28 protein-coding genes and 1 riboswitch are annotated in these 22916 nt (G+C 60.2%); of the genes, 18 read left to right on the top strand and 10 right to left on the bottom strand.

From position 1 onward, the window contains the following. The first annotated feature begins 168 nt into the window (after positions 1–168). The 6 genes from ACXHRN_RS22665 (at position 169) to ACXHRN_RS22640 (ending at position 5291) form a co-directional block, all read left to right on the top strand. Positions 169–321, top strand: coding sequence for a hypothetical protein (locus tag ACXHRN_RS22665; protein WP_488638543.1), 153 nt, complete (start codon positions 169–171; stop codon positions 319–321). A 12-nt stretch (positions 322–333) separates the two neighbouring features. After that, complete coding sequence (locus tag ACXHRN_RS22660; protein ID WP_488638542.1) at positions 334–1275, top strand: site-specific tyrosine recombinase XerD; 942 nt, start codon at positions 334–336, stop codon at positions 1273–1275. A 51-nt stretch (positions 1276–1326) separates the two neighbouring features. Next, positions 1327–2274 carry an acetyl-CoA carboxylase carboxyltransferase subunit alpha gene (locus ACXHRN_RS22655; protein WP_488638541.1) on the top strand — a complete coding sequence of 316 codons (948 nt, stop codon included), beginning with the start codon at positions 1327–1329 and terminating at the stop codon, positions 2272–2274. 204 nt (positions 2275–2478) lie between these two features. Beyond that, positions 2479–3954, top strand: coding sequence for a L,D-transpeptidase family protein (locus ACXHRN_RS22650; protein ID WP_488638540.1), 1476 nt, complete (start codon positions 2479–2481; stop codon positions 3952–3954). 37 nt (positions 3955–3991) lie between these two features. Then, positions 3992–4201: a sulfurtransferase TusA family protein gene (locus tag ACXHRN_RS22645; protein ID WP_488641990.1), complete on the top strand. Its 210-nt coding sequence runs from the start codon at positions 3992–3994 to the stop codon at positions 4199–4201. A 190-nt stretch (positions 4202–4391) separates the two neighbouring features. Beyond that, positions 4392–5291 carry a VOC family protein gene (locus ACXHRN_RS22640; RefSeq protein WP_488638539.1) on the top strand — a complete coding sequence of 300 codons (900 nt, stop codon included), beginning with the start codon at positions 4392–4394 and terminating at the stop codon, positions 5289–5291. Here the strand turns inward: ACXHRN_RS22640 and ACXHRN_RS22635 are convergent, their stop codons facing one another. The 4 genes from ACXHRN_RS22635 to ACXHRN_RS22620 all read right to left on the bottom strand — a co-directional run bounded on the left by ACXHRN_RS22635 (position 5292) and on the right by ACXHRN_RS22620 (position 9183). After that, entirely contained in the window at positions 5292–6071 is a 780-nt protein-coding gene (locus ACXHRN_RS22635; RefSeq protein ID WP_488638538.1) for a dioxygenase family protein, read from the bottom strand. 191 nt (positions 6072–6262) lie between these two features. Further along, a complete protein-coding gene (locus ACXHRN_RS22630) occupies positions 6263–7138 on the bottom strand; it encodes a dienelactone hydrolase family protein (protein ID WP_488638537.1) in 876 nt (291 codons plus the stop codon). Between the two features lie 143 nt (positions 7139–7281). Continuing rightward, positions 7282–8064, bottom strand: coding sequence for a 3-hydroxybutyrate dehydrogenase (locus ACXHRN_RS22625; protein ID WP_488638536.1), 783 nt, complete (start codon positions 8062–8064; stop codon positions 7282–7284). 3 nt (positions 8065–8067) lie between these two features. After that, positions 8068–9183 carry a DUF3734 domain-containing protein gene (locus ACXHRN_RS22620; RefSeq protein ID WP_488638535.1) on the bottom strand — a complete coding sequence of 372 codons (1116 nt, stop codon included), beginning with the start codon at positions 9181–9183 and terminating at the stop codon, positions 8068–8070. A 179-nt stretch (positions 9184–9362) separates the two neighbouring features. Between ACXHRN_RS22620 and ACXHRN_RS22615 the strand changes: the two genes are divergently transcribed. After that, positions 9363–9725, top strand: coding sequence for a VOC family protein (locus tag ACXHRN_RS22615; RefSeq protein ID WP_488638534.1), 363 nt, complete (start codon positions 9363–9365; stop codon positions 9723–9725). 2 nt (positions 9726–9727) lie between these two features. Here the strand turns inward: ACXHRN_RS22615 and thiD are convergent, their stop codons facing one another. The 4 genes from thiD to ACXHRN_RS22595 form a co-directional block, all read right to left on the bottom strand. After that, positions 9728–10537, bottom strand: coding sequence for a bifunctional hydroxymethylpyrimidine kinase/phosphomethylpyrimidine kinase (gene thiD / locus ACXHRN_RS22610; RefSeq protein ID WP_488638533.1), 810 nt, complete (start codon positions 10535–10537; stop codon positions 9728–9730). Beyond that, on the bottom strand, positions 10534–11178 hold the full coding sequence (gene thiE, locus ACXHRN_RS22605) for a thiamine phosphate synthase (RefSeq protein ID WP_488638532.1): 645 nt from the start codon (positions 11176–11178) through the stop codon (positions 10534–10536). The genes thiD and thiE overlap by 4 nt, the downstream gene beginning before the upstream one ends. Next, positions 11175–11969, bottom strand: coding sequence for a hydroxyethylthiazole kinase (gene thiM, locus ACXHRN_RS22600; RefSeq protein WP_488638531.1), 795 nt, complete (start codon positions 11967–11969; stop codon positions 11175–11177). The genes thiE and thiM overlap by 4 nt, the downstream gene beginning before the upstream one ends. A gap of 61 nt (positions 11970–12030) precedes the next feature. Next, a riboswitch (TPP riboswitch) is annotated at positions 12031–12127 on the bottom strand. Positions 12128–12173: 46 nt separating this feature from the next. Continuing rightward, the gene (locus ACXHRN_RS22595; protein ID WP_488638530.1) at positions 12174–12476 is read right to left on the bottom strand and encodes an ArsR/SmtB family transcription factor; all 303 of its coding nucleotides are present in this window, start codon (positions 12474–12476) and stop codon (positions 12174–12176) included. Between the two features lie 57 nt (positions 12477–12533). Here ACXHRN_RS22595 and ACXHRN_RS22590 point away from each other — a divergent pair, with 57 nt between their 5' ends. Beyond that, positions 12534–13478, top strand: a complete 945-nt coding sequence (locus tag ACXHRN_RS22590) for a threonine/serine dehydratase (RefSeq protein ID WP_488641989.1) — start codon at positions 12534–12536, stop codon at positions 13476–13478. 231 nt (positions 13479–13709) lie between these two features. Here the strand turns inward: ACXHRN_RS22590 and ACXHRN_RS22585 are convergent, their stop codons facing one another. After that, on the bottom strand, positions 13710–15293 hold the full coding sequence (locus ACXHRN_RS22585) for a peptide chain release factor 3 (protein ID WP_488638529.1): 1584 nt from the start codon (positions 15291–15293) through the stop codon (positions 13710–13712). Between the two features lie 90 nt (positions 15294–15383). Between ACXHRN_RS22585 and dut the strand changes: the two genes are divergently transcribed. The 7 genes from dut to ACXHRN_RS22550 all read left to right on the top strand — a co-directional run bounded on the left by dut (position 15384) and on the right by ACXHRN_RS22550 (position 19384). After that, a complete protein-coding gene (gene dut / locus ACXHRN_RS22580) occupies positions 15384–15857 on the top strand; it encodes a dUTP diphosphatase (protein ID WP_488638528.1) in 474 nt (157 codons plus the stop codon). A gap of 215 nt (positions 15858–16072) precedes the next feature. After that, positions 16073–16384 carry a hypothetical protein gene (locus ACXHRN_RS22575; protein ID WP_488638527.1) on the top strand — a complete coding sequence of 104 codons (312 nt, stop codon included), beginning with the start codon at positions 16073–16075 and terminating at the stop codon, positions 16382–16384. 10 nt (positions 16385–16394) lie between these two features. Further along, the gene (locus tag ACXHRN_RS22570) at positions 16395–16775 is read left to right on the top strand and encodes a hypothetical protein (protein WP_488638526.1); all 381 of its coding nucleotides are present in this window, start codon (positions 16395–16397) and stop codon (positions 16773–16775) included. 10 nt (positions 16776–16785) lie between these two features. After that, positions 16786–16953, top strand: coding sequence for a hypothetical protein (locus ACXHRN_RS22565; RefSeq protein WP_488642041.1), 168 nt, complete (start codon positions 16786–16788; stop codon positions 16951–16953). Positions 16954–16963: 10 nt separating this feature from the next. Beyond that, entirely contained in the window at positions 16964–18361 is a 1398-nt protein-coding gene (locus ACXHRN_RS22560; protein WP_488638525.1) for an APC family permease, read from the top strand. Next, the gene (locus ACXHRN_RS22555) at positions 18361–19107 is read left to right on the top strand and encodes a hypothetical protein (RefSeq protein ID WP_488638524.1); all 747 of its coding nucleotides are present in this window, start codon (positions 18361–18363) and stop codon (positions 19105–19107) included. Before ACXHRN_RS22560 ends, ACXHRN_RS22555 begins: the two co-directional genes overlap by 1 nt. A 7-nt stretch (positions 19108–19114) precedes the next feature. Beyond that, the gene (locus tag ACXHRN_RS22550) at positions 19115–19384 is read left to right on the top strand and encodes a hypothetical protein (RefSeq protein ID WP_488638523.1); all 270 of its coding nucleotides are present in this window, start codon (positions 19115–19117) and stop codon (positions 19382–19384) included. Here the strand turns inward: ACXHRN_RS22550 and ACXHRN_RS22545 are convergent. Beyond that, positions 19368–19934 (bottom strand): NADPH-dependent FMN reductase, encoded by a 567-nt coding sequence (locus ACXHRN_RS22545; protein WP_488638522.1) that lies wholly within the window; start codon positions 19932–19934, stop codon positions 19368–19370. The two genes, ACXHRN_RS22550 and ACXHRN_RS22545, sit on opposite strands and share 17 nt — an antisense overlap. Before the next feature lie 63 nt (positions 19935–19997). On the opposite strand from ACXHRN_RS22545, the gene ACXHRN_RS22540 reads away from it, so the two are divergent. The 3 genes from ACXHRN_RS22540 to ACXHRN_RS22530 are packed head-to-tail and all read left to right on the top strand — an operon-like array spanning position 19998 to position 22794. Next, positions 19998–21560, top strand: a complete 1563-nt coding sequence (locus tag ACXHRN_RS22540; RefSeq protein ID WP_488638521.1) for a VOC family protein — start codon at positions 19998–20000, stop codon at positions 21558–21560. Positions 21561–21610: 50 nt separating this feature from the next. Further along, entirely contained in the window at positions 21611–21916 is a 306-nt protein-coding gene (locus tag ACXHRN_RS22535) for an NIPSNAP family protein (RefSeq protein WP_488638520.1), read from the top strand. Then, on the top strand, positions 21913–22794 hold the full coding sequence (locus ACXHRN_RS22530; protein ID WP_488638519.1) for a GNAT family N-acetyltransferase: 882 nt from the start codon (positions 21913–21915) through the stop codon (positions 22792–22794). The genes ACXHRN_RS22535 and ACXHRN_RS22530 overlap by 4 nt, the downstream gene beginning before the upstream one ends. Positions 22795–22916 lie beyond the last annotated feature (122 nt).

Genomic DNA, 22916 nt, shown 5'->3' with positions numbered 1-22916 from the left:
CGTTGGCGTCAAGTCGGAGCTATGGCCGGGAGCCGCCTGCGCAACGTAATACCGGGCAATTCCTTTCGCACTTGCGCCGCCTGATTTGCCGAACCATAAAGAACACCATAATTGTTTGGAAATAGAGTGCGGAACACGAATCGATCCCGCAGGGTTATGATCAGATAAATGCCCACGCTTTTCAGGTTTCTCTATTGGTGCGGATTGCTGGCGGGCCTCGTCTATGCGGTGCTGTTCTGCCTTGCCTATCTGGTCGAACCGCGCGAGCGGCCAGCGACGATCGAGATTCCCTCCGAGCGTACCAATCCGCCGGCGACCTGAGAGGCGAGCCTCATGAATGACCTGTCGGCGGCGCATGCCGAAGCCTTCCTGGAGATGATGAGCGCCGAGCGCGGTGCGGCCAGGAACACGCTGCTGTCCTACGAGAAGGATCTGGATGAGCTCCGCTCGTTCCTGATGTCACGCAAGTCGACCTTGAACAGCGCAGGCTCCGCCGATCTCCAGGCCTTTCTCAGCCATATGGCGCGCGAGGGTTACAAGGCTTCGTCCCAGGCGCGCCGTCTGTCGGCCATCCGTCAGTTCTACAAGTTCCTGTATGGCGAAAATATCCGCGACGATGATCCATCGGGCATTCTCGATGCGCCGAAGAAGGAGCGCTCCCTGCCGAAGACATTATCGGAGGCCGATGTCAGCCGCTTGATCACGCTTGCCGCCGAGGAAGCCCAGGCACCTGATCCGGGACGGCTCGACCGACTGCGCATGCTGGCGCTGATCGAACTCTGCTATGCCACCGGCATGCGCGTCAGCGAACTCGTATCCCTGCCTGCCCGCGTGCTGGCCGAGGAAGGCCGCTATCTGATCATTCGTGGCAAGGGCGCCAAGGACCGGCTGGTGCCGCTGACCAAGGCGGCGATCTCGGCTGTGGCCGCCTATGGCGAGGAGTTGCGCAGGATCCATGGCGACAAGGAGTTCGCCTTCCTGTTTCCCGCCCACAGTTCCACCGGCTATCTGCCGCGCCAGGTTTTCGCGCGCGATCTCAAAAGCCTGGGCGCGCGCGCGGGCATCCGCAGTGCGATGCTGTCGCCGCATGTCATCCGCCACGCCTTTGCCAGTCATTTGCTTGCCAATGGTGCGGATTTACGTGCCGTTCAGGAATTGCTGGGACATTCCGATATCTCGACGACCCAAATCTACACGCATGTACTCGACGAAAAGCTGCGAGATCTGGTGGAAACGCACCACCCTCTTGCAAAAGCCACAAAAAACAGGGATTAGGAGCCCCAACGAACGGCGCCTGACCCAATTGGCCGTACGGAACGGATAAAAATGTACAACTACCTCGATTTCGAAAAGCCGATCTCCGATCTTGAAGGCAAGATCCTCGAGCTGAAGACCCTTGCCGCGCAAGACGAGAGCGTCGATACGTCGGAAGAGATCGCGCGCCTTGAAGGGCGCGTGCGCGATGCGATGGTCGATATTTATTCGAAGCTGACGCCGTGGCAAAAGACGCAGGTCGCCCGCCATCCGCAGCGCCCGCATTTCATCGATTACCAGACCAGCCTGTTTACCGAATTCACGCCGCTGGCCGGCGACCGCAAATTCTCCAACGATGATGCGATCCAGGCAGGCTTTGCGCGATTCCGCGGCCAGGCCGTCGCCGTCATCGGCCAGGAAAAGGGCAACGACACCAAGTCCCGTATCCGCCACAACTTCGGCTCTGCCCGTCCTGAAGGTTACCGCAAGGCGATCCGCATCATGGAACTCGCCGATCGCTTCAACATGCCGGTCGTCACGCTGGTCGATACGGCTGGTGCCTATCCCGGCGTCGGAGCCGAAGAGCGCGGCCAGGCCGAGGCCATCGCCCGCTCGACCGAAATGTGCCTCAATCTTCGCGTGCCCATCGTCTCCGTCATTATCGGCGAGGGCGGTTCGGGCGGCGCAATCGCGATCGCCACCGGCAACCGCGTCTACATGCTCGAGCATGCCATCTATTCGGTGATCTCGCCGGAAGGCGCGGCTTCTATCCTGTGGCGGGATTCGACCCGCGCCAAGGAAGCCGCTTCCAATATGAAGATCACCGCCGAGGATCTGAAATCGCTTGGCGTCATCGACGCGATCATCCCCGAACCCGTCGGCGGCGCCCACCGTGATGCGGAAAAGGTCATTGCTGCGACCGGTGACGTCATTGCCAATGCGCTGGCCGAACTTTCGCAGAAAAACGACCTGCGCGGCGATCGCAGGCAGAAATTCCTCGATATGGGCCGTCAACTCTAGGCTTCTCGGCATTCTGCCCCAATCACGCCATATTCCAAGGATTGGAAATGGGCTCGGGCAGAATCTTAAGGCATTGCAAATTGATAGCGTTAATCGGATGTGAATATTCCGGTAACTGTTTTTGCCTTATAAGGCTCTGAGTGTGATTCCCTACCCCGGGCGGGCGGGCATTTTGGCATTGTTGTGATGGCGGAACGGTCTGGCATGCGTCTCGTAAATATCGGATTTGCAATTGTCGTGGCTCTTGGACTGGGTGCGCTCGCGGGCTGCACCCCTCAGGAGACGCTGCAGATCGAGAATGTTTCAAACCGGATCGAACATCCGCTTCCGGCAAAGATGCGCGACAAGCTGCGGACAATGAATCTGGCAATGTCGTCGCCGATCATGATGCGCCTCTTCAAGGAAGAAGAGGTCATGGAGGTCTGGAAGGCGAACGCCTCCGATCGCTATCAGCTCGTCGCCACCTATCCGATCTGCGCCTGGTCCGGCATGCTGGGCCCGAAGAAGAAGGAAGGTGACCGCCAGGCGCCCGAGGGTTTCTACAACATCACGCCCGGCCAGATGAATCCGAATTCGAGTTATTATCTCTCGTTCGATATCGGCTACCCCAACAAGTTCGACCGCGCCTATGGCCGTACCGGCCGCAACATCATGGTGCATGGCGCCTGCTCGTCTGCCGGCTGCTATTCGATGTCGGATGCTGCGGTGCTACAGATCTACGCTTTCGCACGCGAAGCTTTCAAGGGCGGACAGAAGAGTTTCCAGGTCCAGGCCTACCCATTCCGGATGACAGCCGAGAACATGGCCAAGCATCGCTTTTCCGAGAATTATGACTTCTGGAAGAACATCAAGACCGGCTACGATTACTTCGAGATCACCCATCGTCCGCCTGAAGTCGATGTCTGCGGCAAGAAGTACGTCTTCAACCAGGTGGGTGGCGCGTGCTCCAACAGCACGCCGCCGGCACTGGTCTCGGCCTATTCCTCCTATTCCAAGTCTTATGAGACCGCTTTTTCAGCGGCATCCGGCAAATATGGCCAGAGCAGCTGGAAAGACACGCCGGAATTCGATCGCAAGGCCGCCGAACGCCTGGCGCGCCGAACGGGCAAGGCCAAGAAGGTGCCGAACGACGCCGACTACGTGCTCGTCGATCCCAGTGCCAAGCTGACCGCCACATCCGACACGGTCACCAGCTATTCCGCAGCCTATGCCAAGATCGAGGCCCGCAAGAACGGCACCGAACATCAGGTTGAGTGGATCTCTGTTGCCGAGGTCGCGGCCCGCAAGAAGGCAGCCGAGGAAAAGGCCAAGGAAGATGAGAAGCTGGCAAAGCGAATGGCCAAGGCTAACATTCCAGTGCCGCAGGCAAACCCGCTGAAGCCAGTGGTCGTAGCCAACAACGTCCAGACAGTGGACCAGGGCGACGTCGATACCAAGCCCTTCTGGCAGATCTGGAAGAGCGATGAGCCTAAGCCGAAGCCGGTCCAGACGGTGACGGCAGATGATCAGGTTATACCGATGCCGGATGCGGAAGCAGCCGAGCCTGCCAAGAAAAAGGTGGACGCTGCAGCAAAGAAGCCTGCTGATCTGGCCGAGCAGCCCGTAGTCGAAGCACCTGCGGTCCAGACCCTGACCACCGACAATGCGCCCAAGGAAAAGCCGTTCTGGAAGCTCTGGTAAGGCAGTGTCTGCGACCGATCCGAACCATTTGGCGCTTATGCTGGACCTTCGCGGGCTGAAATGCCCGCTGCCTGTGCTGAAGACACGCAAGGCAATGACATCGCTTGAGGCGGGCAGCCTTGTCTCTGTCGAGACCACCGATCCGCTTGCAGGCCTCGATATCCCGCACTTCTGCAACGAGGACGGACACCTTCTGGTCTCGCAGGAAAAGACCGATGCCGGACATCGCTTCGTCATCCGCAAATAATGAACAGTGTGTCGTCCCGCGTTTGGCCGCAAAAGGCCGCCTTCACCGACATGTGATCTTGGCCTGAATTCCGCAAGCCCCTATTTGTTGTTATCGAAGCATGGACACCAAGGGATGGAATGCCATGATCTTCGCCAACGACATTACGCGCCGCACAGTTCTTCAATTTCTTTCGACAGGAGCGATCATCATGGCGACAACGCCCACCAGTTCAGCCAGCACGGCGCCTGCTCCATCCTTTGCGGTGACGACGCCCATTCACATCAACTCGGTTTCGCTGAGGGTCCGTGATCTCAAGCTGATGACCGGCTATTATCGCGATGTCATCGGCCTCGACCTGATCGCGAGCACCGACAATCAATCGGTGCTCGGCAAGGACGGCCAGACGCTGTTGACCCTGATCGCCAGGCCGGGCGATGCGCCAGACGACAAGGTGTCCGCCGGCCTGTTCCACACCGCGTTCCTGATGCCGTCACGCGAAGCGCTCGGCGAATGGCTGATCACGGTGGCAAGGAATGGCGTGAAATTTACCGGATTCTCCGACCATCTCGTCTCGGAAGCCACTTATCTCGATGATCCAGAAGGCAACGGCATTGAAGTCTATGCCGACCGTTCGCCGGTGAGTTGGAGATGGGAAGACGGCTCGATCAAGATGGCGACGGAACGGCTTGATATCGACGATCTGGTCAAGGGCCAGCCGACCGACAACACCTTGCCCTACACCGCGCCATCCGGCTTCCGTATCGGCCATGTGCATCTTCGTGTCGGCAATGTCCCGAAGGCCGAGGAGTTCTATATCGGCACGGCCGGGCTCGAGCGCATGGCCAGCTACGGCGGCAGCGCCACCTTCCTTGCCAATGGCCACTACCATCACCACATCGGCGCCAATGTCTGGCAGAGCCGCAATGCCGGCCAGCGCAGCAATGTGATGTCCGGGCTTGGAGATGTGGCGTTTTCCACCGCCCTGCCGTTGATGGACGGGCTGCGTAACCGTCTGAAGGCCAGCGGTGCGGATTTTCACGAAAAGGGCGATGTGATCGAAGCACTCGATCCGTGGGGCACCAAGGTTCGCTTCATCCCGACGGCGTGATCAGGACGCCACGCCAATTGTGATGCTGGCGGAAAGCGCGCCCGCGGCGAGTTTTTCGAAATCGAAGATGTAATTCTCGCTGTGTTCGGCGGGAATGAGGTTGTCGTCGTTGTTGCGCGTCTCGCGCATTGGCCGCGAGTCGTAATCGGGGTGCTCGCCGTGGACGATGTCCGTGAGGCCATCGTCGAAATAGATTTGGCTGATCAGCAACTCCTTCTCGCCGGCCACGATGCGGCAGTGAATGTGGATCGTCCGTCCCCGGTACCAGCCGGGATAGACCGTGAGAAACGACGCAACACCGTCTGAGTCGGTCTTTTGCAGGCCTCGGCATGCCAGTCCGCTGAGCGCCAGCTTGTCATCGAGAGTACACATCCTGTCCGTCTCCGCGCCCGAATAGATGCCGCGCGCATCGGTATGCCAGATCTCGATATCTGCATCGGGGATGGGCTTGCAGGTCGCTGCATCCACCAACCGGAAGGCAACCCGCGTCGGCAATCCGGGGCGCCCCTCTGTGACGTCGAACCGTGCGGGTACATCGTTGGCATGGCAGGGTCCTATGGTTTGCGCTTCGGTCACGACACAATTGGGCAAGCGCCGGAAGACGGGCGCGGGAAGGGATGTCGCATCCAGTTCCCTGGTGCCACCGGCGAGAAAATTCTTCCCTGTCCAGTCAAACCGCTTGGCGGCAAGCACGGCATGCGGATGCGGCCAGAACAAGGCGCCAACACCGACCGCACCAATCGCCGCTGTACCGCCGAGAATGATCGTCCGTCTTTTCATCGCCAAGCCCGTGTATCGATTTTTGATGCGGCAGGCATATTACGGTAACGGTTGGTTTACAAATTAAATGACGGTAATGCCGGGGAATTTTAGAACATAGCTTTTAGCTCCGTCATCCAGCCTCTGTCGCCAACCATGCAAAAAAAGCTGAAAGAAGGCTGAACGACGACGATTGGCGATGTTGAGTGACGCTACCCGAGTTTCGCCTTTAGGAATTCCACTGTCCGCGACCAGGCCAGATCCGCCGCCTTCTTGTCGTAGCGCGCGGCCGAAGTGTCATTGTTGAAGGCGTGGTTGGCGCCGTCATAGACGAAGATCTGGAAATCCTTCTTGTCGGTTTCCAAGGCCTTCTTGTAGGCGTCGATGCCCTTGTTGACGCGGTCATCAAGGCCGGCATAGTGCAACAACAAGGAGGCCTTGATCTTCGGCACTTCGTCGGCCGGCACCTGCATGCCGTAATAGGCGACGCCGGCCTTCAGGTCGGGATCGGCTACCGCCAACTTGTTGACCCAGCCGCCGCCCCAGCAGAAGCCGATGACCCCGACATTGCCGTTCGACTGCGCGAAGGTCTTGAGGAATTCATGCGCGGCAAGCAGATTGGAGCGGGTGATATCGTCGGTGAGCGCCGAGATCGCCTCGCGCGCCTGGTCCTCGTCCTTGGGCGTGCCGCCGGAGGGCGACAGCAGGTCGGGTGCAAGTGCCACGAAACCTTCAAGCGCCACGCGTCGGGTGACGTCCTTGATGTGATTGTTCAGCCCGCGATTCTCGTGGACGACGATCACTGCCGGCAGCTTGCCCGTCGTGCCCTTGGGCATCGCCATATAGGCTTTGATGTCGCCAGGCGCACCGCGATAGGTGACGTCGCCTGTTTCAAGCCTATTGTCGTCGGGCGGGATGATATCGGCCATGGCGCTGTTGGCAGCCAGCAATGGAGCGATCGCGGCAGCGGCAGCACCCGAACCGGCGAGCAACTGCAGCTTGCGCATGAAGTCGCGCCGGTCGAGCGTCAAATGGGTATATTCATCATAGGCGTTGATCATCGCCTGCGTGATTTTCGGCTGGTCCATATCCGTTCTCCCTATGATTTCCGAGGCATACTATGCCGCTAGGAGTAGGAGCAAACCACGCGATCAACCCACAAAATATGTCCGCCGCCATCAAATTAATGTGATGGAACTGCAAGCGCCCAAGGGCGTTTTACACTCTTGGCCTATTCGATATGCCAGCCATGGCTGACGATCACCGACTGACCTGTTAGCGCGTTGCTTTCGAAACCGGCGAAGAACAGGGCCGTCTCGGCCACATCCTCGATGGTCGTGAACTGGCCATCGACGGTCTGTCCGAGCATGACCTTCTTGACGACATCCTCTACGGAAATTCCAAGCGTCTTGGCCTGCTCGGGGATCTGCTTTTCCACCAGCGGCGTGCGCACGAAGCCGGGGCAGATGACATTGGTGCGAATGCCGAACTCACCGCCTTCCTTGGCGACCGTGCGCGCCAGGCCCAAGAGACCATGCTTTGCAGTCACATAGGCCGACTTCAGCGGCGACGCCTCCTTGGAATGTACCGAGCCCATATAGATGATCGCGCCGCTGCCCTGCTTTTTCATCAACGGAATGCAGGCCTTGGTGGTCAGGAAGGCACCGTCGAGATGGATCGCCAGCATCTTCTTCCAGTCCTCGAACGGGAAATCCTCGATCTTGTGGACGATCTGGATGCCGGCATTGGAGACCAGCACATCGACCCGCCCCCACTTTTCCGCGACGGCTGCGATGCCCTTGTTGACCTCGGCCTCCGACGTCACATCCATGGCAATGCCGATCGCTTCGCCGGGACCCATCTTGCTGAGCTCGGCGGCGGCGGCATTGGCGGCGTCTGCCTTGAGGTCAGCGATGGCGACCTTGGCACCTTCCTCGACATAGCGCTTGGCGATGCCGTAGCCGATACCGCCGGCCGCGCCGGTGACGATGCAGATCTTGCCGTTCAGTTTCATTTCTTAGCTCCAGGTTTTCCAGTGATCGATGGCGAGGAAGCCGTCGTGGGGAATGGCACGGTTTTTCCAGCTCGAACAGGCGAATGTTTGCTTGACGTCGTCGTATCCAGCCTTCCAGTGTTCTTCCATCGTCAGCCGCGAAAATTCGTTGTCCATCGAGTGAGTCTCGTATGGCTTGCGGCGATAGATGAGATGGACGACGGTGACAGCGCCGCGATGCTCTTCGCGACGCAGAAACTTCACGTCGGGATCATCGACCATCTTGGCCGGCAGTTTGCCGAGCAGCCGGTGCAAGGCCTTGTCGATCCGCTCGTTGCGGGCAACTTCATTGGTGTTGTAACGCGTGCGGCTTGAAAAGCGGATTTCCTTTTCGCGCGCCAGCACGTCGGAGAGATCGCGGGGCAGGTTGCCGCGTGCCGAAAACAGATCGACCTGGAAGATGCAGACATCGTCGCCATTGTGCCTGCGGTCCATCACCCATTGCAGCGGCGTGTTGGAAACCAGCCCGCCGTCCCAATAGAATTGCCCGTCGATTTCCACAGGCGGAAAACCGGGCGGCTGCGCGCCCGAGGCAGCGATATGTTTTGCGGTCAAGGGCTCTTTGCCGTGATTGTCGAAATAGGCGAAATTGCCCGTCGCGACATTCACCGCACCGACGCTCAACCGCACTTTACTGCTATTGACGAGGTCGAAATCGATGAGGTCGTCCAGCGTCTTGAGCAGCGGCGAGGTGTCATAGAGGCTGATCGCGGCCGTCGGGTCGGTCATGTACTGCCAGGGCATCAGCACGCGCGGCACATAGAAACCCTGGATACCCGTCATCGAACTCGCAGCTGCGGAATATTCGTTGAACCATTTGCGGATTGGTGGATCGAGCGTGGCGACGGCCGTTCCGGGTCCCGACGACACCATGTCCCAGAACGCGCGGAGATTTTCAACGCGTCGATCCTCGGGGCTGCCGGCGATGATCGCTGCATTGATCGAGCCGATGGAAATGCCGGCGATCCATTCCGGCCGGATGCCAACTTCATGCAATGCTTCATAAGCGCCGGCCTGATAGGCGCCGAGCGCACCACCACCTTGAAGCACCAGGAGTTTCTTGTCTTCGCCGAGTTCCATGGAGATGCCTTTCGCACTGCACCATAACTGGAACTTATATAGTTTTTTCGGTTTTTAAAGCGCATGCGTCACAAGGCAGCATGGGCGAGATAGCATGACGGTGCCTTGTCCCCGCCGCATTCGCCTTGTGCTGCGAATATTATCTGCCAGTATTCGCACGAGGAACGGGAGATGTAAGCATGCTCGATCACGTCGGACTGCGGACACAGAAGGTCAAGGAACTGGTGGCATTTTATGAGAAGGTGCTGGCACCGCTCGGCTATTCGAAATTGCGCGACTTCGGCGTTGCCGCAGGCTTTGGCCAAGGCCAGGAAATTCCGCTCTGGATTGGAGAAGGGCAAGGTGCCTCCTCGGTTCATCTGGCGGTCACCGCAACCGATCGCGCCTCGGTCGATGCCTTTTACAAGGCCGCACTTGATGCCGGCGCCCGTGACAACGGCCCGCCCGGCATTCGCTCGCAATACCATGAGCACTACTACGGCGCCTTCGTGCTTGATCCGGATGGCAACAATCTTGAAGCCGTTTGCCACCAGCCGGAATAGGCTTAGCCGGCCGCGCCCCACAGCGCATGAAAATGATGAACCGGACCATGACCGTTGCCGACCGATAGCTGTTCGGCGCCAGCGATGGCCATGGTGAGATAGAGCTTGGCGGCGCGAAGCGCCTGCTCCAACGTCTGTTGCTTGGCAAGCTCGGCGGTGAGCGCGCTGGAGAGCGTGCAACCCGTACCATGGGTGTTGGCGGTCCGCAGGCGCGGTGCTTCAAACCATGTCGTGCCTGTCTCGGCCACCAGCACATCAGGACTTTCGTCTCCCGGCAGATGTCCGCCCTTGAGCAATATGGCTCGGGGCCCGAGCTGCCGCAGACGCTCGGCCTGGCTCTCCATGGTCTGGCGGTCCGTCGCTTCTGCCTCGCCCAGCAAGGCGGCCGCTTCCGGCAGATTGGGCGTCAACAAGGTCGCAAGCGGCAGCAGGTGTCTGGTCAATGCGGCAACGGCATCCTGTTGTAGCAGTGGCGCACCGCCCTTGGCGATCATAACCGGGTCGAGGACGATCGGGATCGTCCGGTGTGGCGCGAGAGCCCCGGCAACTGCTTCGGCAATCTCGGCATTGGCGATCATGCCGATCTTGACGGCATCGACGCGGACATCGGCAAACACCGTACGAATCTGCTCGGCGACGAAATCCGGGGGCACGGCACGCACGCCTGTCACCCCCAATGTGTTTTGCGCCGTCAGAGCCGTAATCGCCGCCATGCCATAGACGCCGCGCGCGGCAAACGTCTTGAGGTCGGCCTGGATACCTGCGCCGCCGGACGGATCGGAGCCGGCGATGGAGAGAACGTTACGGATCATCGACGCGCCTCCCGGGCCTCGGCGATCGCGCGGGCGATGTCGAGGGTTGCAGCTTCAGGATCCGGCATGCCACAGATGGCGGAAACGACCGCCATGCCGCGTGCTCCCGCCGCAAAGCAGGCTCCGGCATGCTCCGCCTTCAACCCGCCAATGGCGACCACAGGAAGCCTGGACGCTTCGACGATCCGCTTGAGCCCGTCAAAGCCCGTCGGCGGCTCGTGGTCGGGTTTGGTCGATGTGGCGAAGACCGGCCCGGCGCCCACATAGTCTATGATGCGAGCATCGACATCCAGCGCGCGCTCGACGGTTTCGACGGAGATGCCAAGGATCATTTGGTTGCCGATCTGCTCGCGAGCCAGCTTCGCCGCCATATCCGATTGGCCGACATGCACACCATTGGCCTCGATAGCGATCGCCGCCTCGACATCGTCGTTGATGACCAGCAAAGCCCGGCTCCCCGCAAGCGCCTGTTTCAAGGCTCGGCCTGTCTCGATCATCGTTCGCGTATCAGCCTGCTTGTCGCGCAACTGGATCATCGTCGCTCCACCGGCCGCCGCAGCACGCGCCGTCTCGATCATCCCCAGGTCTCCGCAGAGAATCGGATCCAGCACCAGATAGAGGCTGAGATCGAAGGCCTTCATGACCGTTCGATCCGCGCATCGTCATCGAGGCCAGCTCCGTCAAGGGCAGCCAGATGATCGAGGAATTGCCACGCAAAGGAGCCCGGCCCCACTGCACGTTTGGCGCGCTCGCCGGCGACGGCAAAGGTGGCCAGCGCCGTTACCGTCGCCTCGAATGGATCGTCCGGATTGGTCGCGGCGTAAGCGCCCACCAGGCAGGTTAGCGAGCAGCCAAGCGCTGTAACCATCGGCATCAGCGGCGAGCCGCCGAAGATCCGCGCGGTTCTGTCTCCGTCAGTGACGAAGTCGGTCGGGCCGGTCACGGCAACGACGGCCTTATGGTGGCTCGCAAGCTGCCGGGCGGCATCGGCCGCGGCTTCCACCGGGTCGCCACTGTCAACGCCCTGTCCCTGGCTGGCGCCGCCGGCCAAAGCGATGATCTCGGAGGCATTGCCGCGAATGATCGTCGGCTTGAGCGCCAGAAGCTCGGCGACGGTCTCACGGCGATAGCTTGTGGCGAAATGTGCGACGGGATCGAGTACCCATGGTCTGCCGGCAGCATTGGCTCCCTGGATCGCACGCCGCATACCCTCGACCCATTCCTCCGACAGCGTGCCGATATTGATCGTCAGTGCGCCGGAAATGCCGGCAAACTCGGCGCTCTCTTCGGGCGCATGCACCATGGCGGGTGAGGCGCCGGCGGCGAGCAGCACGTTGGCCGCGATATTCATCGCCACGTAATTGGTGATGCACTGAACGAGCGGCGCCTTAGTGCGCATGTCGGTCAGCAGGCTTCCGGGAGTGTCGATCATCGCAGTCTACCCTTCATTTTGCGGGGTAGACGCTGGGGGGTTCTTCAATGCGAATCGAGTTCGAAGGCCCCGAGCGACTCCCTCCGCCAGCATTATCTGGTTCAGGTTCTAAGGGTTCGTCTCAGTCCACCTTGCGGCAAACGCCCCCGTCTCTCATTGGTTTAGATGCCAGAATTGCCGCCTGATGTCACGTGGCAATTTGGGTCAGAGGTTTGCCAGGAACGCCTTCTTGACGGCCTCGATCCGTTCCTCGTTCCGTCGGTAGAAGATCCATTGCTTGATCTTCTTGGGTGTCACCAGCCCAGCCGTGGTCAGTACACGCATATGCTCGCTGAGCGTTGCCTGTCCGACCCCCAGTTTCTCTGCGATGAAGAGGGCGCATACGCCGTCTTCGACGAGGTCGCCATCGACCTGCGGCGAAAAATGCGCGCGCGGATCCTTCAGCCATTCGAGAATGGCGAGCCTTTTGTCGCTCGCGAGCGCTTTGTAGAGATCGGCATCTTGCATTTCGTTATTTTGCGAAGTAACGAATTAATGTCAACATAAAAGAGGCCGGCCATGTCCATGTCCTTCGCTACCACCATCACCCCGCAACGGATTGCCGAAGTCGAGCGGCTGATCCGGCCGCATATCCGCCACACGCCGGTGATGCGGGTGGCGATGGCCGACTTTGGGCTCTCGCACGCCGCCCTCGATCTCAAGCTGGAATGCTTGCAACATTCCGGCTCGTTCAAGGCGCGCGGGGCTTTCACCAATCTCCTCATGCGCGACGTGCCGAAGGCGGGTGTGGTCGCTGCATCCGGCGGCAATCATGGTGCTGCGGTCGCCTATGCCGCAATGAAGCTCGGTATCAAAGCGACAATATTCGTCCCCAGCGTCAGCCCGCAGGCGAAGACCGATCGCATCCGCAGCTATGGCGCTGATCTGGTGATCGGTGGCGACCGCTATGCCGATGCGCTGGCCGCAAGCCAGTCTTTTGCCGCTGAGAGTGGTGCGCTGCAAGTGCATGCCTACGACCAGGTCGAGACTTTGCTCGGCCAGGGCACGCTGGGCAAGGAAATCGAGGCGGATCTGCCTGATATCGACACGCTGCTGGTTGCCGTCGGCGGTGGCGGGCTGATCGGTGGTGTGGCCGCATGGTATCAGAACCGGATCAGGATCGTCGCCGTGGAGCCGGAGGAGGCCCCGACGCTCAATCGCGCGCTGGCGGCCGGCGCGCCGGTGGATTCGCCAGCCGGCGGCATCGCCGCGGATTCACTGGCGCCGAAGCAGGTCGGACAGTTGATGTTCCCGATCGCGCAAAACTACGTGGCGCAATCCGTGCTGGTTTCGGATGATGATATCCGTGCCGCGCAAAAGGCCTTGTGGGACCGGGCGCGTATCGTCACCGAACCCGGCGGGGCCGCCGCCTTCGCCGCTGTTCTGTCGGGAAGATACAAGCCGGCGCCGGACGAGCGTGTCGCCGTGCTGGTCTGCGGGGCCAATACGACGGCGGTGAAGTTCGATTGAATTGCAGTTGGAACATACCCCTCACCAACTGCGGCCAAGGGCTCGCGAAGCTCGCCCGACCTTCGTATCCTCTCCCACAAGGGGAGAGGTAGGGTGCCACAAGCTCCGCTTTCTTTCGGGTAAAGCGCCGCCGCGGATTTGCCTCTCCCCCTGTGGGAGAGGATAGCAAGTCCATGAGAGGCAAAGCCGATCACTGGACGCGCTTGGTGAGGGGTAACAACCCCAATCCGCTTACGCCGCCTTGAGGACGTGATATTCCTTGATCGCCACCATCTTGATTGCCGGATAGCGCTCGGACTCATAGCGCAGCGAAAACGAATCCTGTGCGAGGAACACCGGGTCGCCGTCGAGATCGCGGGCGATGTCGCCGCGCCGGGCGGTGAGGAACTTGTCGAGTTCCAGCGGGTTGTCCGCCGAGATCCAGCGGCAGACCGAGAAGCGCGACATTTCGAAACTGACCGGCAGCGTATATTCGCCCGACAGCCGTTCCTTCAGTACGTCGAGCTGCAGTGCGCCAACCACGCCGACGATTGCCGGCGAGCCATCTTCCGGCGAAAATAGCTGCACGACGCCTTCCTCGGCCATCTGGTGCAGGGCTTCCTTGAGCTTCTTGGCCTTCATCGCGTCTTCGAGACGGACGCGGCGCAGGATTTCCGGCGCAAAGTTCGGCACACCCTGGAATACCAGCTGTTCGCCTTCCGTCAGCGTGTCGCCGATGCGCAGCGTGCCATGGTTGGGAATGCCCACCACATCGCCGGCATAGGCAGTGTCGGCAAGCTGACGCTGCGAAGCGAAGAAGAATTGCGGCGCCGTCAGACCCAGCTGCTTGCCGGTGCGCGCGAGCCGCGCCTTCATGCCGCGCTGGAGCGTGCCCGAGCAGATGCGTGCAAAGGCGATACGGTCGCGGTGATTAGGGTCCATATTGGCCTGGATCTTGAAGATGAAGGCCGTCATCTTTTCTTCATTTGCATGGACTGTTCTTGTATCCGCGACCTGGTCGCGGGGCGGTGGCGCAATGACGCCGAGCGCGTTGATGAGGTCGCGGACGCCGAAATTGCGGAGCGCCGAGCCCCAGAAGACCGGCGTCAGATGTCCCTCGAGGAAACTCTCCTGATCGTAGGGCCGGCAGGCTTCGCGAGCGAGCAGGAGCTCGTCGATGAAGGCTTCCTGCTCGTTCTGAGGCAGTCGATTGGCGACTGCCTCCGGCCCGTTGACCTTCTTGGTATGCTCTTCCGTGTCGGAGCCGCGCACCTCGTTATCAGCCAGGTGATAACTGCCGCAGAACGTCTTCGAGCGACCGATCGGCCAGGTGATCGGCGCGGTGTCGAGCGCCAGCTTTTCCTCGACTTCATCGAGGATTTCAAACGGATCTCGGCTTTCTCGGTCCATCTTGTTGACGAAGGTGATGATCGGGATGTTGCGAAGGCGGCAGACCTCGAAAAGCTTCAGCGTCCGTGGCTCGATGCCCTTTGCCGCGTCGATCACCATGATCGCCGCGTCGACCGCTGTCAGCGTGCGATATGTGTCGTCGGCGAAGTCTTCGTGGCCTGGTGTATCGAGAATGTTGAAGACATTGCCATCGTATTCGAACGTCATCACCGATGTGACGACCGAGATGCCGCGTTCGCGCTCGATCTTCATCCAGTCAGAGCGAGTCTGGATGCGATCCTTCTTGGCCTTGACCTCGCCGGCGAGCTGGATCGCGCCGCCGAATAGCAGCAGCTTTTCGGTCAGCGTCGTCTTGCCCGCGTCCGGATGTGCGATAATAGCAAAGGTGCGGCGGCGGGAGATCGCCTCGGCCAGTTCGTCGGTCATCAAAGAAAATCCTGTTGAATGCCGGCCTTCTAGCCATTTGGGCCGGAAATTGCAATTGACCCGTCCCGGGCAACAGGCAAGAAAGCATCCATGACCCAGATAATCTCCCCCACGCCCGTCATCGGTCTCGTTCGCCTGCCGCATGGCGCCGATCTGCCGCTACCAGCTTACGAAACCGCGGGTGCCGCCGGCATGGATATTCGTGCCGCAGTTCCGGAAGACAAGCCGCTGGTATTGAAGCTCGGCAATCGTGCGTTGGTGCCGACCGGCTTCATCTTCGAGATCCCGCCCGGCTACGAAATCCAGGTGCGGCCTCGCTCGGGACTCGCCTTCAAATATGGCGTCACCTGCCTCAACACACCAGGCACCATCGACAGCGATTATCGCGGCGAGGTGCAGATCTTGCTGATCAATCTCGGCGAAGAGCGGTTCGTCATCGAGCGCGGCATGCGCATTGCCCAATTGGTCGTCGCACCCGTCGTGCAGGGGCTGGTCGAGGAGCGGGCGCTGGCTGGAATGACCGAGCGCGGCGCTGGCGGTTTCGGATCGACTGGCCTGCAGTAAGCGTCCCGTCCAGGGCTTTTCCATCATTAAGATTGGTCGTCCGACTTCGCCCGGTGTCGGCGCGTGACCGCTGTCGCCGCATAATTGTGCATATGCGACATTAAAGCGCACAGTTCGCTTGACAGCGCTAACATCGCTTCGTATTCCTTTTGGGAAATTAAATTGCCTGGGAGGCAATATTCGGCCGGTGAAACGGTACTCTGGGAGGGGACCTAATGACATCGCATAAACAAGGTGCCGATGAGCACCTTGCGCGACGCATTGACAAGATGCATTCGCGCGATCGGGTAGGACTGATCATTTTCATTCTCGTGCTCTGGTGCACGCTTTTATTCGCGCTTTTCAGCATCTGGCCGTACATTTCCATTCCGGCCATTCGCATCATCCTGGCAATCGCCTGCGGCCTGGTTCTGGCCTTCAACACGGCGGCCATCGTCGCCATGCTGCGTCACTACACCGAAGACAAGCACTTCATTTATGGCCTCGACATCAAGCATCTCGACGAGATGCGCCGTCGTCGGCGCTGAGGAGGGGACCATGGCCTATCAACCGCCAAAACAAAGTTTTGCAGCGCAGATTTTCGACGTCATCACATTGCTCGTGCTGACGGTCGGCGCACTCTACGTACCGCTCTATCTGGGTCTCGCTGGCGCAGCCAAGATCCCCAAGCCCATTGCCAACCCCACATGGGAGGCGCTCGGCCAGAATGCTACCGAGCAACAGCAATGGGCTGCCCTTGGCGTCACTGATCCCGCCGCGGCCAATGACATCATCACGGCCCGGTTTGACTATTCGTTCAGCTGGGTGGCTGTCGTGGTCATGGCGGTGCTGGTCATCGGCTATTTCCTGCTGGTGGTGAAGCTGTCGGATCGGGAATATCGCGACGTCATCGAAGAACGCTTCGGCTCGAAGAAGTAGTGGGGCTCCAATGGATATCTGGACTTTTCTGGAATACGCCGCCTGGGCACTCTCGGCGATCTTTGCGGTTTTGATGATCTACGACCTGGTTCGTATCGACACGACCTATGACAACGAGTTGCTGACTTCATCACGCGAAGGCGAGATCGAAGCGGCCGCCGAACGTCACATCATTTGAGGGAGCTGACATGGTAGACGCAAAATCCACTGCGGCAGAGCCTCAACGCCTGCAGCTGCTGCGGGTGCTCGGCCCGGCTCACATTTGGGCGCTCGGCGTCGGCATCGTTCTCGTCGGCGAATATATGGGTTGGAACTTCTCGGTTGGCAAAGGCGGCATGATTGCCGGCCTGATCGCTTGCTGGGTGGCCGGCCTGCTCTATACCTGCGTGGCGATGATCGATTCCGAGGTCACCTCGACGGTCGCCGCCGCCGGCGGGCAGTACGCCCAGGCCAAGCACATCGTCGGGCCACTGATGGCCTTCAATGTCGGCCTGTTCCTGGTCATGGCCTATACGATGCTGGAGGCCGCCAACGCCATCACCATCGGCTACCTCTTGGATACGGTGGCGGGCATGCAGGGACATTCCGGGTTGCACCAGCAACCGTTCATCATCCTCTGCGTGATGTTCCTGGCATGGCTGAATTATCGCGGCGTGCTGGCAACGCTGACCTTCAACCTCGTCATAACAGCCATCGCCTTCCTCGCTATCATCGCGCTGTTCATTACGGTGCAGTTCGGTATCTCCAATGTGCCGCTGGATTTCTCGGCGGTAACCACGGATCCGCTTCCCTATGGCTGGGTGGGCATCGTCGCCTCGCTGCATTTCGGCCTGTGGTACTATCTCGGCATCGAAGGCACATGCCAGGCAGCCGAAGAAGTGCGCTCGCCGGCGCGGTCGCTGCCTTACGGCACCATGGCCGGCATCATGACGCTGCTGATCGCTGCGACCATGACCTGGTATGTCTGCTCGGGTCTTATCCCCTGGGAATATCTTGGCCAGGCTGGCACGCCACTCTTCGATGCGGCGCGCGTATCGGGCAACAGCGGATTGATGGTGCTCTTGTTTATCGGCACGATCTTCTCGACGCTCGCCTCGGCCAATGGCTGCATCAACGATGCATCCCGCGCCTGGTTCTCGATGGGTCGTGACCGCTACCTGCCGAGCTGGTTCGGCGCGGTGCACCCGAAGTACCGGACACCGTATCGTTCGATCGTCTTCCTGGTGCCGATCGCCCTGATCTTCGCACTGGGGGCGCCGCTCGACCAGGTCGTGACATTCTCGATCTTGTCAGGGCTGCTGGGCTACACCTTCATGACCTTCAACATGGTGATGTTCCGCAACAAATGGCCGCTCGGCACGATCAAGCGTGGCTATGTGCATCCGCTGCATCCGCTGCCGACGATCGTGTTGCTGATCCTCTGCGCCACCGCCTATTTCGCCGTGTTCCTCGGCTATGGCACGCAGCTGATCGCAATGGTCGGATTCTACATCATCGCCTCGCTCTGGTTCCACTTCCGGCGCTACCGATATGTGCGTCGCGGCGACCAGTTCACGATGCCGTGGCCCAAACCACAGGGCTATTGATGCCATCGCCGGCGGCCACCTCGGCCGCCGGCTTTTTCGCAGGGGCGGTCGGCATGATGACAACAGTGTTTTGCGTCTTCGGGGTTCTTGCCTGCGCCTGGCTCGTCTGGCGCGGCATGGTCGAACACCGCGAGGCGATTGCTCGCCGGCATGGCCTGCTTGAGGAAGCGCGTGGCCTGCTGGGCAATGCCAGCGTCACCTTCGCTGACGACCAGTTTCCTGTCGTCACCGGCCGCATAGGCGACGGCAACTGGGTCAAGATCGAACTGATCGCCGACACCATGATCGCGCGGAGGCTGCCGCAACTCTGGCTGCGGGTGACACTTGCCGATCGCGTCAAGCGCGACGGCCCGACGCTCGGCGCATTGGCGCGGCCGACCGGCGCCGAATACTATTCAATGGTTCATGGGATGCCGGAATGGATGGCGCCGCCGCAAACCGGCATATCGATGCTGATGCGCGGCGATGGACGCGCCACGCCGATGCAGGCAGCTCTGGTGACCGCACATTTCCAGAATCTGTTTGCCGATCCGCTGGTCAAGGAGGCGGTGATCTCCCCACGCGCCTCGCGAATCATGATGCAAGTGTCACAAGGTGAGCGCGCGGCCCACATGTTCTTGCGGCAGGCAAGCTTTTCCCTGGCCACGGTGCCGGCGGAGAGCATCGAGCGGGCAATCCTGCTGGCCAGATCCCTGAGTTTGGTTCTCGCGGAGCCGGAACGCGCCAGAATTCCCCAGTCAGCATGAGGTTGCCATGTCCAAGCCGATGAACCCCTATCTGGTCCTGCTGTTGGCGATCATCCTGCCGGGCGCCGGCCATGTCGCTATCGGCGAGGCACGGCGCGGACTTGCCTTCGCGCTGTTCGTGGTGCTGTTTTCAGTGCTGACCTACATGACGACCACGCCGGATCACTCCTTCATCGGCCGCCACGCCGGCGGCCTGTTCGTCTGGGCGCTGTCCATCCCCGACGCCTATCGCCGCGCCAGGATCAATGCGGCAAGAGGCACTAGCCCGCTGACTTGATGGAGCCGGCATAATCGGCGAAGGCGGAGACGAATGCCTCCAGCCGCTTGGCGATGGCTTCATCGATCAGGTTGCCTTCTGCATCGAAGACCGACCCGGCGCGCGGCACCATCAATCGTTTGCCCGACCAGATGCGCGCGCCGAGCGTATGCAGCACGCTCAACCACGCATTCTGCGACAATTGGGTTCCGAAATTGCCGGGTGATGCACCGGCAATCGCAAATGGCCTGTCACCGAAAACTTTCGATATGTCGGACGCGGGACGCGACAGCCAGTCAATGGCGTTCTTGAAGACGCCCGGGATGGAATTGTTGTATTCGGGGGTAAATAGAATGACGCCATCGGCCGACTGGATGAGGTCCTTGAGCGTTTGCACCGCCAGCGGGATGCCTTCGGCCGCCTCGACATCGCCGTTATAGAGCGGGAACGCGTTGATAAAGCCCGGCGTCAGGGTCACCCCGTCGCCAACCCCGGCGATTGCAGCTCGCAGCAGGGCGCTGTTGAAGGACCCCTTCCTCAAGCTGCCCGAAATTCCCACAAGCTTCACCATTGCATTCTCCTGGCTACCGTTTCATGTATGGTCGAAACTCTAGAATAAACAAGGCAATGGGCGATGACCAGCGGTCTGCACCACATCACGCTTATTACCCGGAAAGTCCAGGCCAACGTCGATTTCTACGCTGGCTTCCTTGGGCTGCGGCTGGTCAAGCGTACGGCGGGTTTCGAAGACGCAAGCCAATTGCACCTGTTTTATGGGGACGCCGAGGCAAATCCGGGTTCGCTGGTGACCTTCCTCGTGTGGGAGGATGGCTCGCCGGGCCGCGTTGGCCACGGCGCGCCAAGCGAGATTTCACTGGCAATCCACCCGGAGGCGATCGGTTTCTGGCTGTCGCGGGCGCTGCGTTTCGGCGTGAAGACGAGCGGCCCGGCGATGGAGTTCGGAGAGTCCGTTCTGCGCCTGAGCGATCCCGATGGCATCATCGTCAAGCTGGTCGGCACGCGTGACCCCTCGCTGAATACCCCTTGGAGGTCTGCCGATATCTCGAAAGACGAAGCGATTGTCGGGCTCAGGGGAGCAACGATCCTGTCCGAGCAGCCGGCGGAGACGATCACCTTCATCGAGCGCTGCATGGGGTTCAAGGAGATCGCGCGCGAAGATACCCGCACGAGGCTGAGGTCGGATGACGGGGGTGTCATCGACGTCAGGGATGCCGGTGGTTTCTGGACGGCCGCGCCGGGCACCGGCACGATCGATCACATCGCGGTAAGAGCGCCCGACCGGCACCACGTTTTGGACGTGTCCGCCGAACTCAATGACAAGGGCCACGGCCCGACCTCGGTCCACGACCGCAAATATTTCTATTCGCTCTATGTTCGCGAACCCTCCGGGACGTTGATGGAAATGGCCAGCGACGGCCCGGGATTTGCGATCGACGAACCCGTGCAAGCACTGGGAAGCGAGCTGTTCATCCCGCCGCATTTCCTCAAAAACGAAGACGACATAAGGGTGATCCTGCCGCAATTCGGCATGCCGGGCGAGCCGAGGACGATCTATCGCGACCTGCCCTTCGTTCACCGGGTCCATGTGCCTGACGTGCCTGATGGGTCCATGCTGTTCCTGCTGCACGGAACCGGTGGAAGCGAGACCAGCCTTATGCCGTTGGGGCGACGAGTAGCGCCGAACGCCACATTGATCGGCGTCCGCGGTCGCTCCGTCGAGGAAGGCGTCGCGCGCTTCTTCCGCCGCTTTGATACCGGGACGTTCGACCAGAAGGACATAGCAGCCGAAGCGGAAGCATTCGAGGCTTTCGTCGAAGGCGCCGTCAGCGCCTATGACATCCACGCAAGCAAGATGATGTTTATGGGCTATTCGAACGGCGCCAATTTGCTCGGCGCCACCATGTTGCTCCATCCCGATCTCATCAGGAGTGCGATATTGTTTCGGCCGATGATGGTGCTGGAAACAATGCCCGACGTTGTGCTTGCTGGTAGCCGGGTGCTGCTCGTGGAGGGTGCCGATGATCCATTGGCAGCCGAGGCCGAAGCGCTTGAGCGAGTGTTGAAATCGGCTGAAGTCGATGTGACGCGGGCCAGCGTGTCGGCCGGCCATGAGCTTGCTGGCGCTGACCAGACGCTAGCGGCGGCATGGGTATCCGGCCGCCTCGATCCGAATTGACAGGATCGTCCGCTGCCTTCACAGCAAACAACCCGGCGAGGAGAATTCGCATGATCACCTGCTACCTGCGCTATGTCATCGATCCCTACAAGTCAGCCGAATTCGAGCACTATGCGAAGCTCTGGATTCCGCTGGTCAACCGGCTGGGCGGCACCCATCACGGCTATTTCATGCCGCACGAAGGCGCCAACAACATTGCGCTGGCTCTCTTCAGTTTCCCGTCGCTGGCCGCCTATGAGATCTATCGCAAGGAAATGGCAGCGGATTTTGAATGCAAAGCCGCCTTCGCCTATGCCGAGGAGACGCGCTGCATCATCAGCTATGAACGCAGCTTCATGAAGCCGATCTTTGGATGACGGCCGGCCTTACATTTCGGCAGGACTACTTTGCAAATCCGGCGGCCTATAAGGGGCTCGTCGATCTGTTGCGTGACACGTTCGACATCGACATCTCACAGCAGGATCGCTTGGGCGGTCCCAATCCTTCTTCGATGCCATTCGGTTACTTCGAGGTCGAGGGCCGGTGCGTTGCCAATCTCAGTGCCTTCTCCATGCCCCTCGTCATCAACGGCAAAGGCGTGCGTGCCGTCGGCTATCAATCCGGCGCCGTCAGGCCGCAATATCGCGGGCAGGGGCTCTACCGTGATCTGATGCAGCGCGCCTTTGGCTGGGCGGCGGCGCAGAGCTTCGATCTCGGCATTCTGCTGACCGACAAGCCGGCGCTCTATCAGCCCTATGGCTTCCGGTCGCTGCGCCAGTACGCATTCCATGGTAAAGTCCCCAAGGCCTCAAAGCCGCAACTCCCCGCACGGGCGCTTTCAGTCGAGAACGCGGCCGACGTCGATCTCATTCAGCGCCTGCTCGCCCGAAGACAGCCGGTTTCCGATGTTTTCGCTGTGACGACGGAAGCCTATTTCCTGCTGAACGCATGCTTCGATCCCGAGGTCCGTCTTGGCTATATGCCGGATTGCGATGCCGTCGTTGCCTGGAAGGACAGCGGCGGAAAGGTCAGGCTGCTGGACGTCGTTGCGGCTGAAATCCCGCCGCTTGCTGCGATTGTCGCGGGGCTTGGATTGGAACAGGACAGCGTCACTGTTTGCTTCCCGCCGGATCGGATCGATTGGCCCGCCGAAGCGCAGCCCTATTTGGGCGATTGTGATTTGATGGTCGCTGACATGAATGATATCCGCTTGCCAAGCGCGCCCTTCATGCTGTCGCCAATGGCGGAGTTCTGATGCCATTCGTATGCATCGGCTACGAAACGGCAATGATGGAAATTTCCGTAAATAAAGCGGATATTTAACTAAATTCACACTGAAACTTCAATTCTGTTTTACAATTTCCGTCTAGATGGTAA

It is taken from the genome of Shinella sp. OV683 (genome assembly GCF_057787725.1).
Note: the sequence above shows the minus strand (reverse complement) of the source record. Positions and strands in the feature narration are given on the sequence as shown.

Bases quoted from the DNA above. Each gene is read 5' to 3' on its own strand.
- ACXHRN_RS22660 (WP_488638542.1), top strand. From the start codon at position 334: ATGAATGACCTGTCGGCGGCGCATGCCGAAGCCTTCCTGGAGATGATG.
- dut (WP_488638528.1), top strand. From the start codon at position 15,384: ATGACCCAGATAATCTCCCCCACGCCCGTCATCGGTCTCGTTCGCCTG.
- ACXHRN_RS22655 (WP_488638541.1), top strand. From the start codon at position 1,327: ATGTACAACTACCTCGATTTCGAAAAGCCGATCTCCGATCTTGAAGGC.
- ACXHRN_RS22570 (WP_488638526.1), top strand. From the start codon at position 16,395: ATGGCCTATCAACCGCCAAAACAAAGTTTTGCAGCGCAGATTTTCGAC.
- thiE (WP_488638532.1), bottom strand. From the start codon at position 11,178: ATGAAGGCCTTCGATCTCAGCCTCTATCTGGTGCTGGATCCGATTCTC.
- ACXHRN_RS22635 (WP_488638538.1), bottom strand. From the start codon at position 6,071: ATGAAAAGACGGACGATCATTCTCGGCGGTACAGCGGCGATTGGTGCG.
- ACXHRN_RS22540 (WP_488638521.1), top strand. From the start codon at position 19,998: ATGACCAGCGGTCTGCACCACATCACGCTTATTACCCGGAAAGTCCAG.
- ACXHRN_RS22665 (WP_488638543.1), top strand. From the start codon at position 169: ATGCCCACGCTTTTCAGGTTTCTCTATTGGTGCGGATTGCTGGCGGGC.
- ACXHRN_RS22550 (WP_488638523.1), top strand. From the start codon at position 19,115: ATGTCCAAGCCGATGAACCCCTATCTGGTCCTGCTGTTGGCGATCATC.
- ACXHRN_RS22650 (WP_488638540.1), top strand. From the start codon at position 2,479: ATGCGTCTCGTAAATATCGGATTTGCAATTGTCGTGGCTCTTGGACTG.
- ACXHRN_RS22565 (WP_488642041.1), top strand. From the start codon at position 16,786: ATGGATATCTGGACTTTTCTGGAATACGCCGCCTGGGCACTCTCGGCG.
- thiM (WP_488638531.1), bottom strand. From the start codon at position 11,969: ATGATCGACACTCCCGGAAGCCTGCTGACCGACATGCGCACTAAGGCG.
- ACXHRN_RS22630 (WP_488638537.1), bottom strand. From the start codon at position 7,138: ATGGACCAGCCGAAAATCACGCAGGCGATGATCAACGCCTATGATGAA.
- ACXHRN_RS22545 (WP_488638522.1), bottom strand. From the start codon at position 19,934: ATGGTGAAGCTTGTGGGAATTTCGGGCAGCTTGAGGAAGGGGTCCTTC.
- ACXHRN_RS22575 (WP_488638527.1), top strand. From the start codon at position 16,073: ATGACATCGCATAAACAAGGTGCCGATGAGCACCTTGCGCGACGCATT.
- ACXHRN_RS22585 (WP_488638529.1), bottom strand. From the start codon at position 15,293: ATGACCGACGAACTGGCCGAGGCGATCTCCCGCCGCCGCACCTTTGCT.
- ACXHRN_RS22595 (WP_488638530.1), bottom strand. From the start codon at position 12,476: ATGCAAGATGCCGATCTCTACAAAGCGCTCGCGAGCGACAAAAGGCTC.
- thiD (WP_488638533.1), bottom strand. From the start codon at position 10,537: ATGATCCGTAACGTTCTCTCCATCGCCGGCTCCGATCCGTCCGGCGGC.
- ACXHRN_RS22530 (WP_488638519.1), top strand. From the start codon at position 21,913: ATGACGGCCGGCCTTACATTTCGGCAGGACTACTTTGCAAATCCGGCG.
- ACXHRN_RS22620 (WP_488638535.1), bottom strand. From the start codon at position 9,183: ATGGAACTCGGCGAAGACAAGAAACTCCTGGTGCTTCAAGGTGGTGGT.
- ACXHRN_RS22625 (WP_488638536.1), bottom strand. From the start codon at position 8,064: ATGAAACTGAACGGCAAGATCTGCATCGTCACCGGCGCGGCCGGCGGT.
- ACXHRN_RS22640 (WP_488638539.1), top strand. From the start codon at position 4,392: ATGGCGACAACGCCCACCAGTTCAGCCAGCACGGCGCCTGCTCCATCC.
- ACXHRN_RS22560 (WP_488638525.1), top strand. From the start codon at position 16,964: ATGGTAGACGCAAAATCCACTGCGGCAGAGCCTCAACGCCTGCAGCTG.
- ACXHRN_RS22590 (WP_488641989.1), top strand. From the start codon at position 12,534: ATGTCCTTCGCTACCACCATCACCCCGCAACGGATTGCCGAAGTCGAG.
- ACXHRN_RS22615 (WP_488638534.1), top strand. From the start codon at position 9,363: ATGCTCGATCACGTCGGACTGCGGACACAGAAGGTCAAGGAACTGGTG.
- ACXHRN_RS22645 (WP_488641990.1), top strand. From the start codon at position 3,992: ATGCTGGACCTTCGCGGGCTGAAATGCCCGCTGCCTGTGCTGAAGACA.
- ACXHRN_RS22535 (WP_488638520.1), top strand. From the start codon at position 21,611: ATGATCACCTGCTACCTGCGCTATGTCATCGATCCCTACAAGTCAGCC.
- ACXHRN_RS22555 (WP_488638524.1), top strand. From the start codon at position 18,361: ATGCCATCGCCGGCGGCCACCTCGGCCGCCGGCTTTTTCGCAGGGGCG.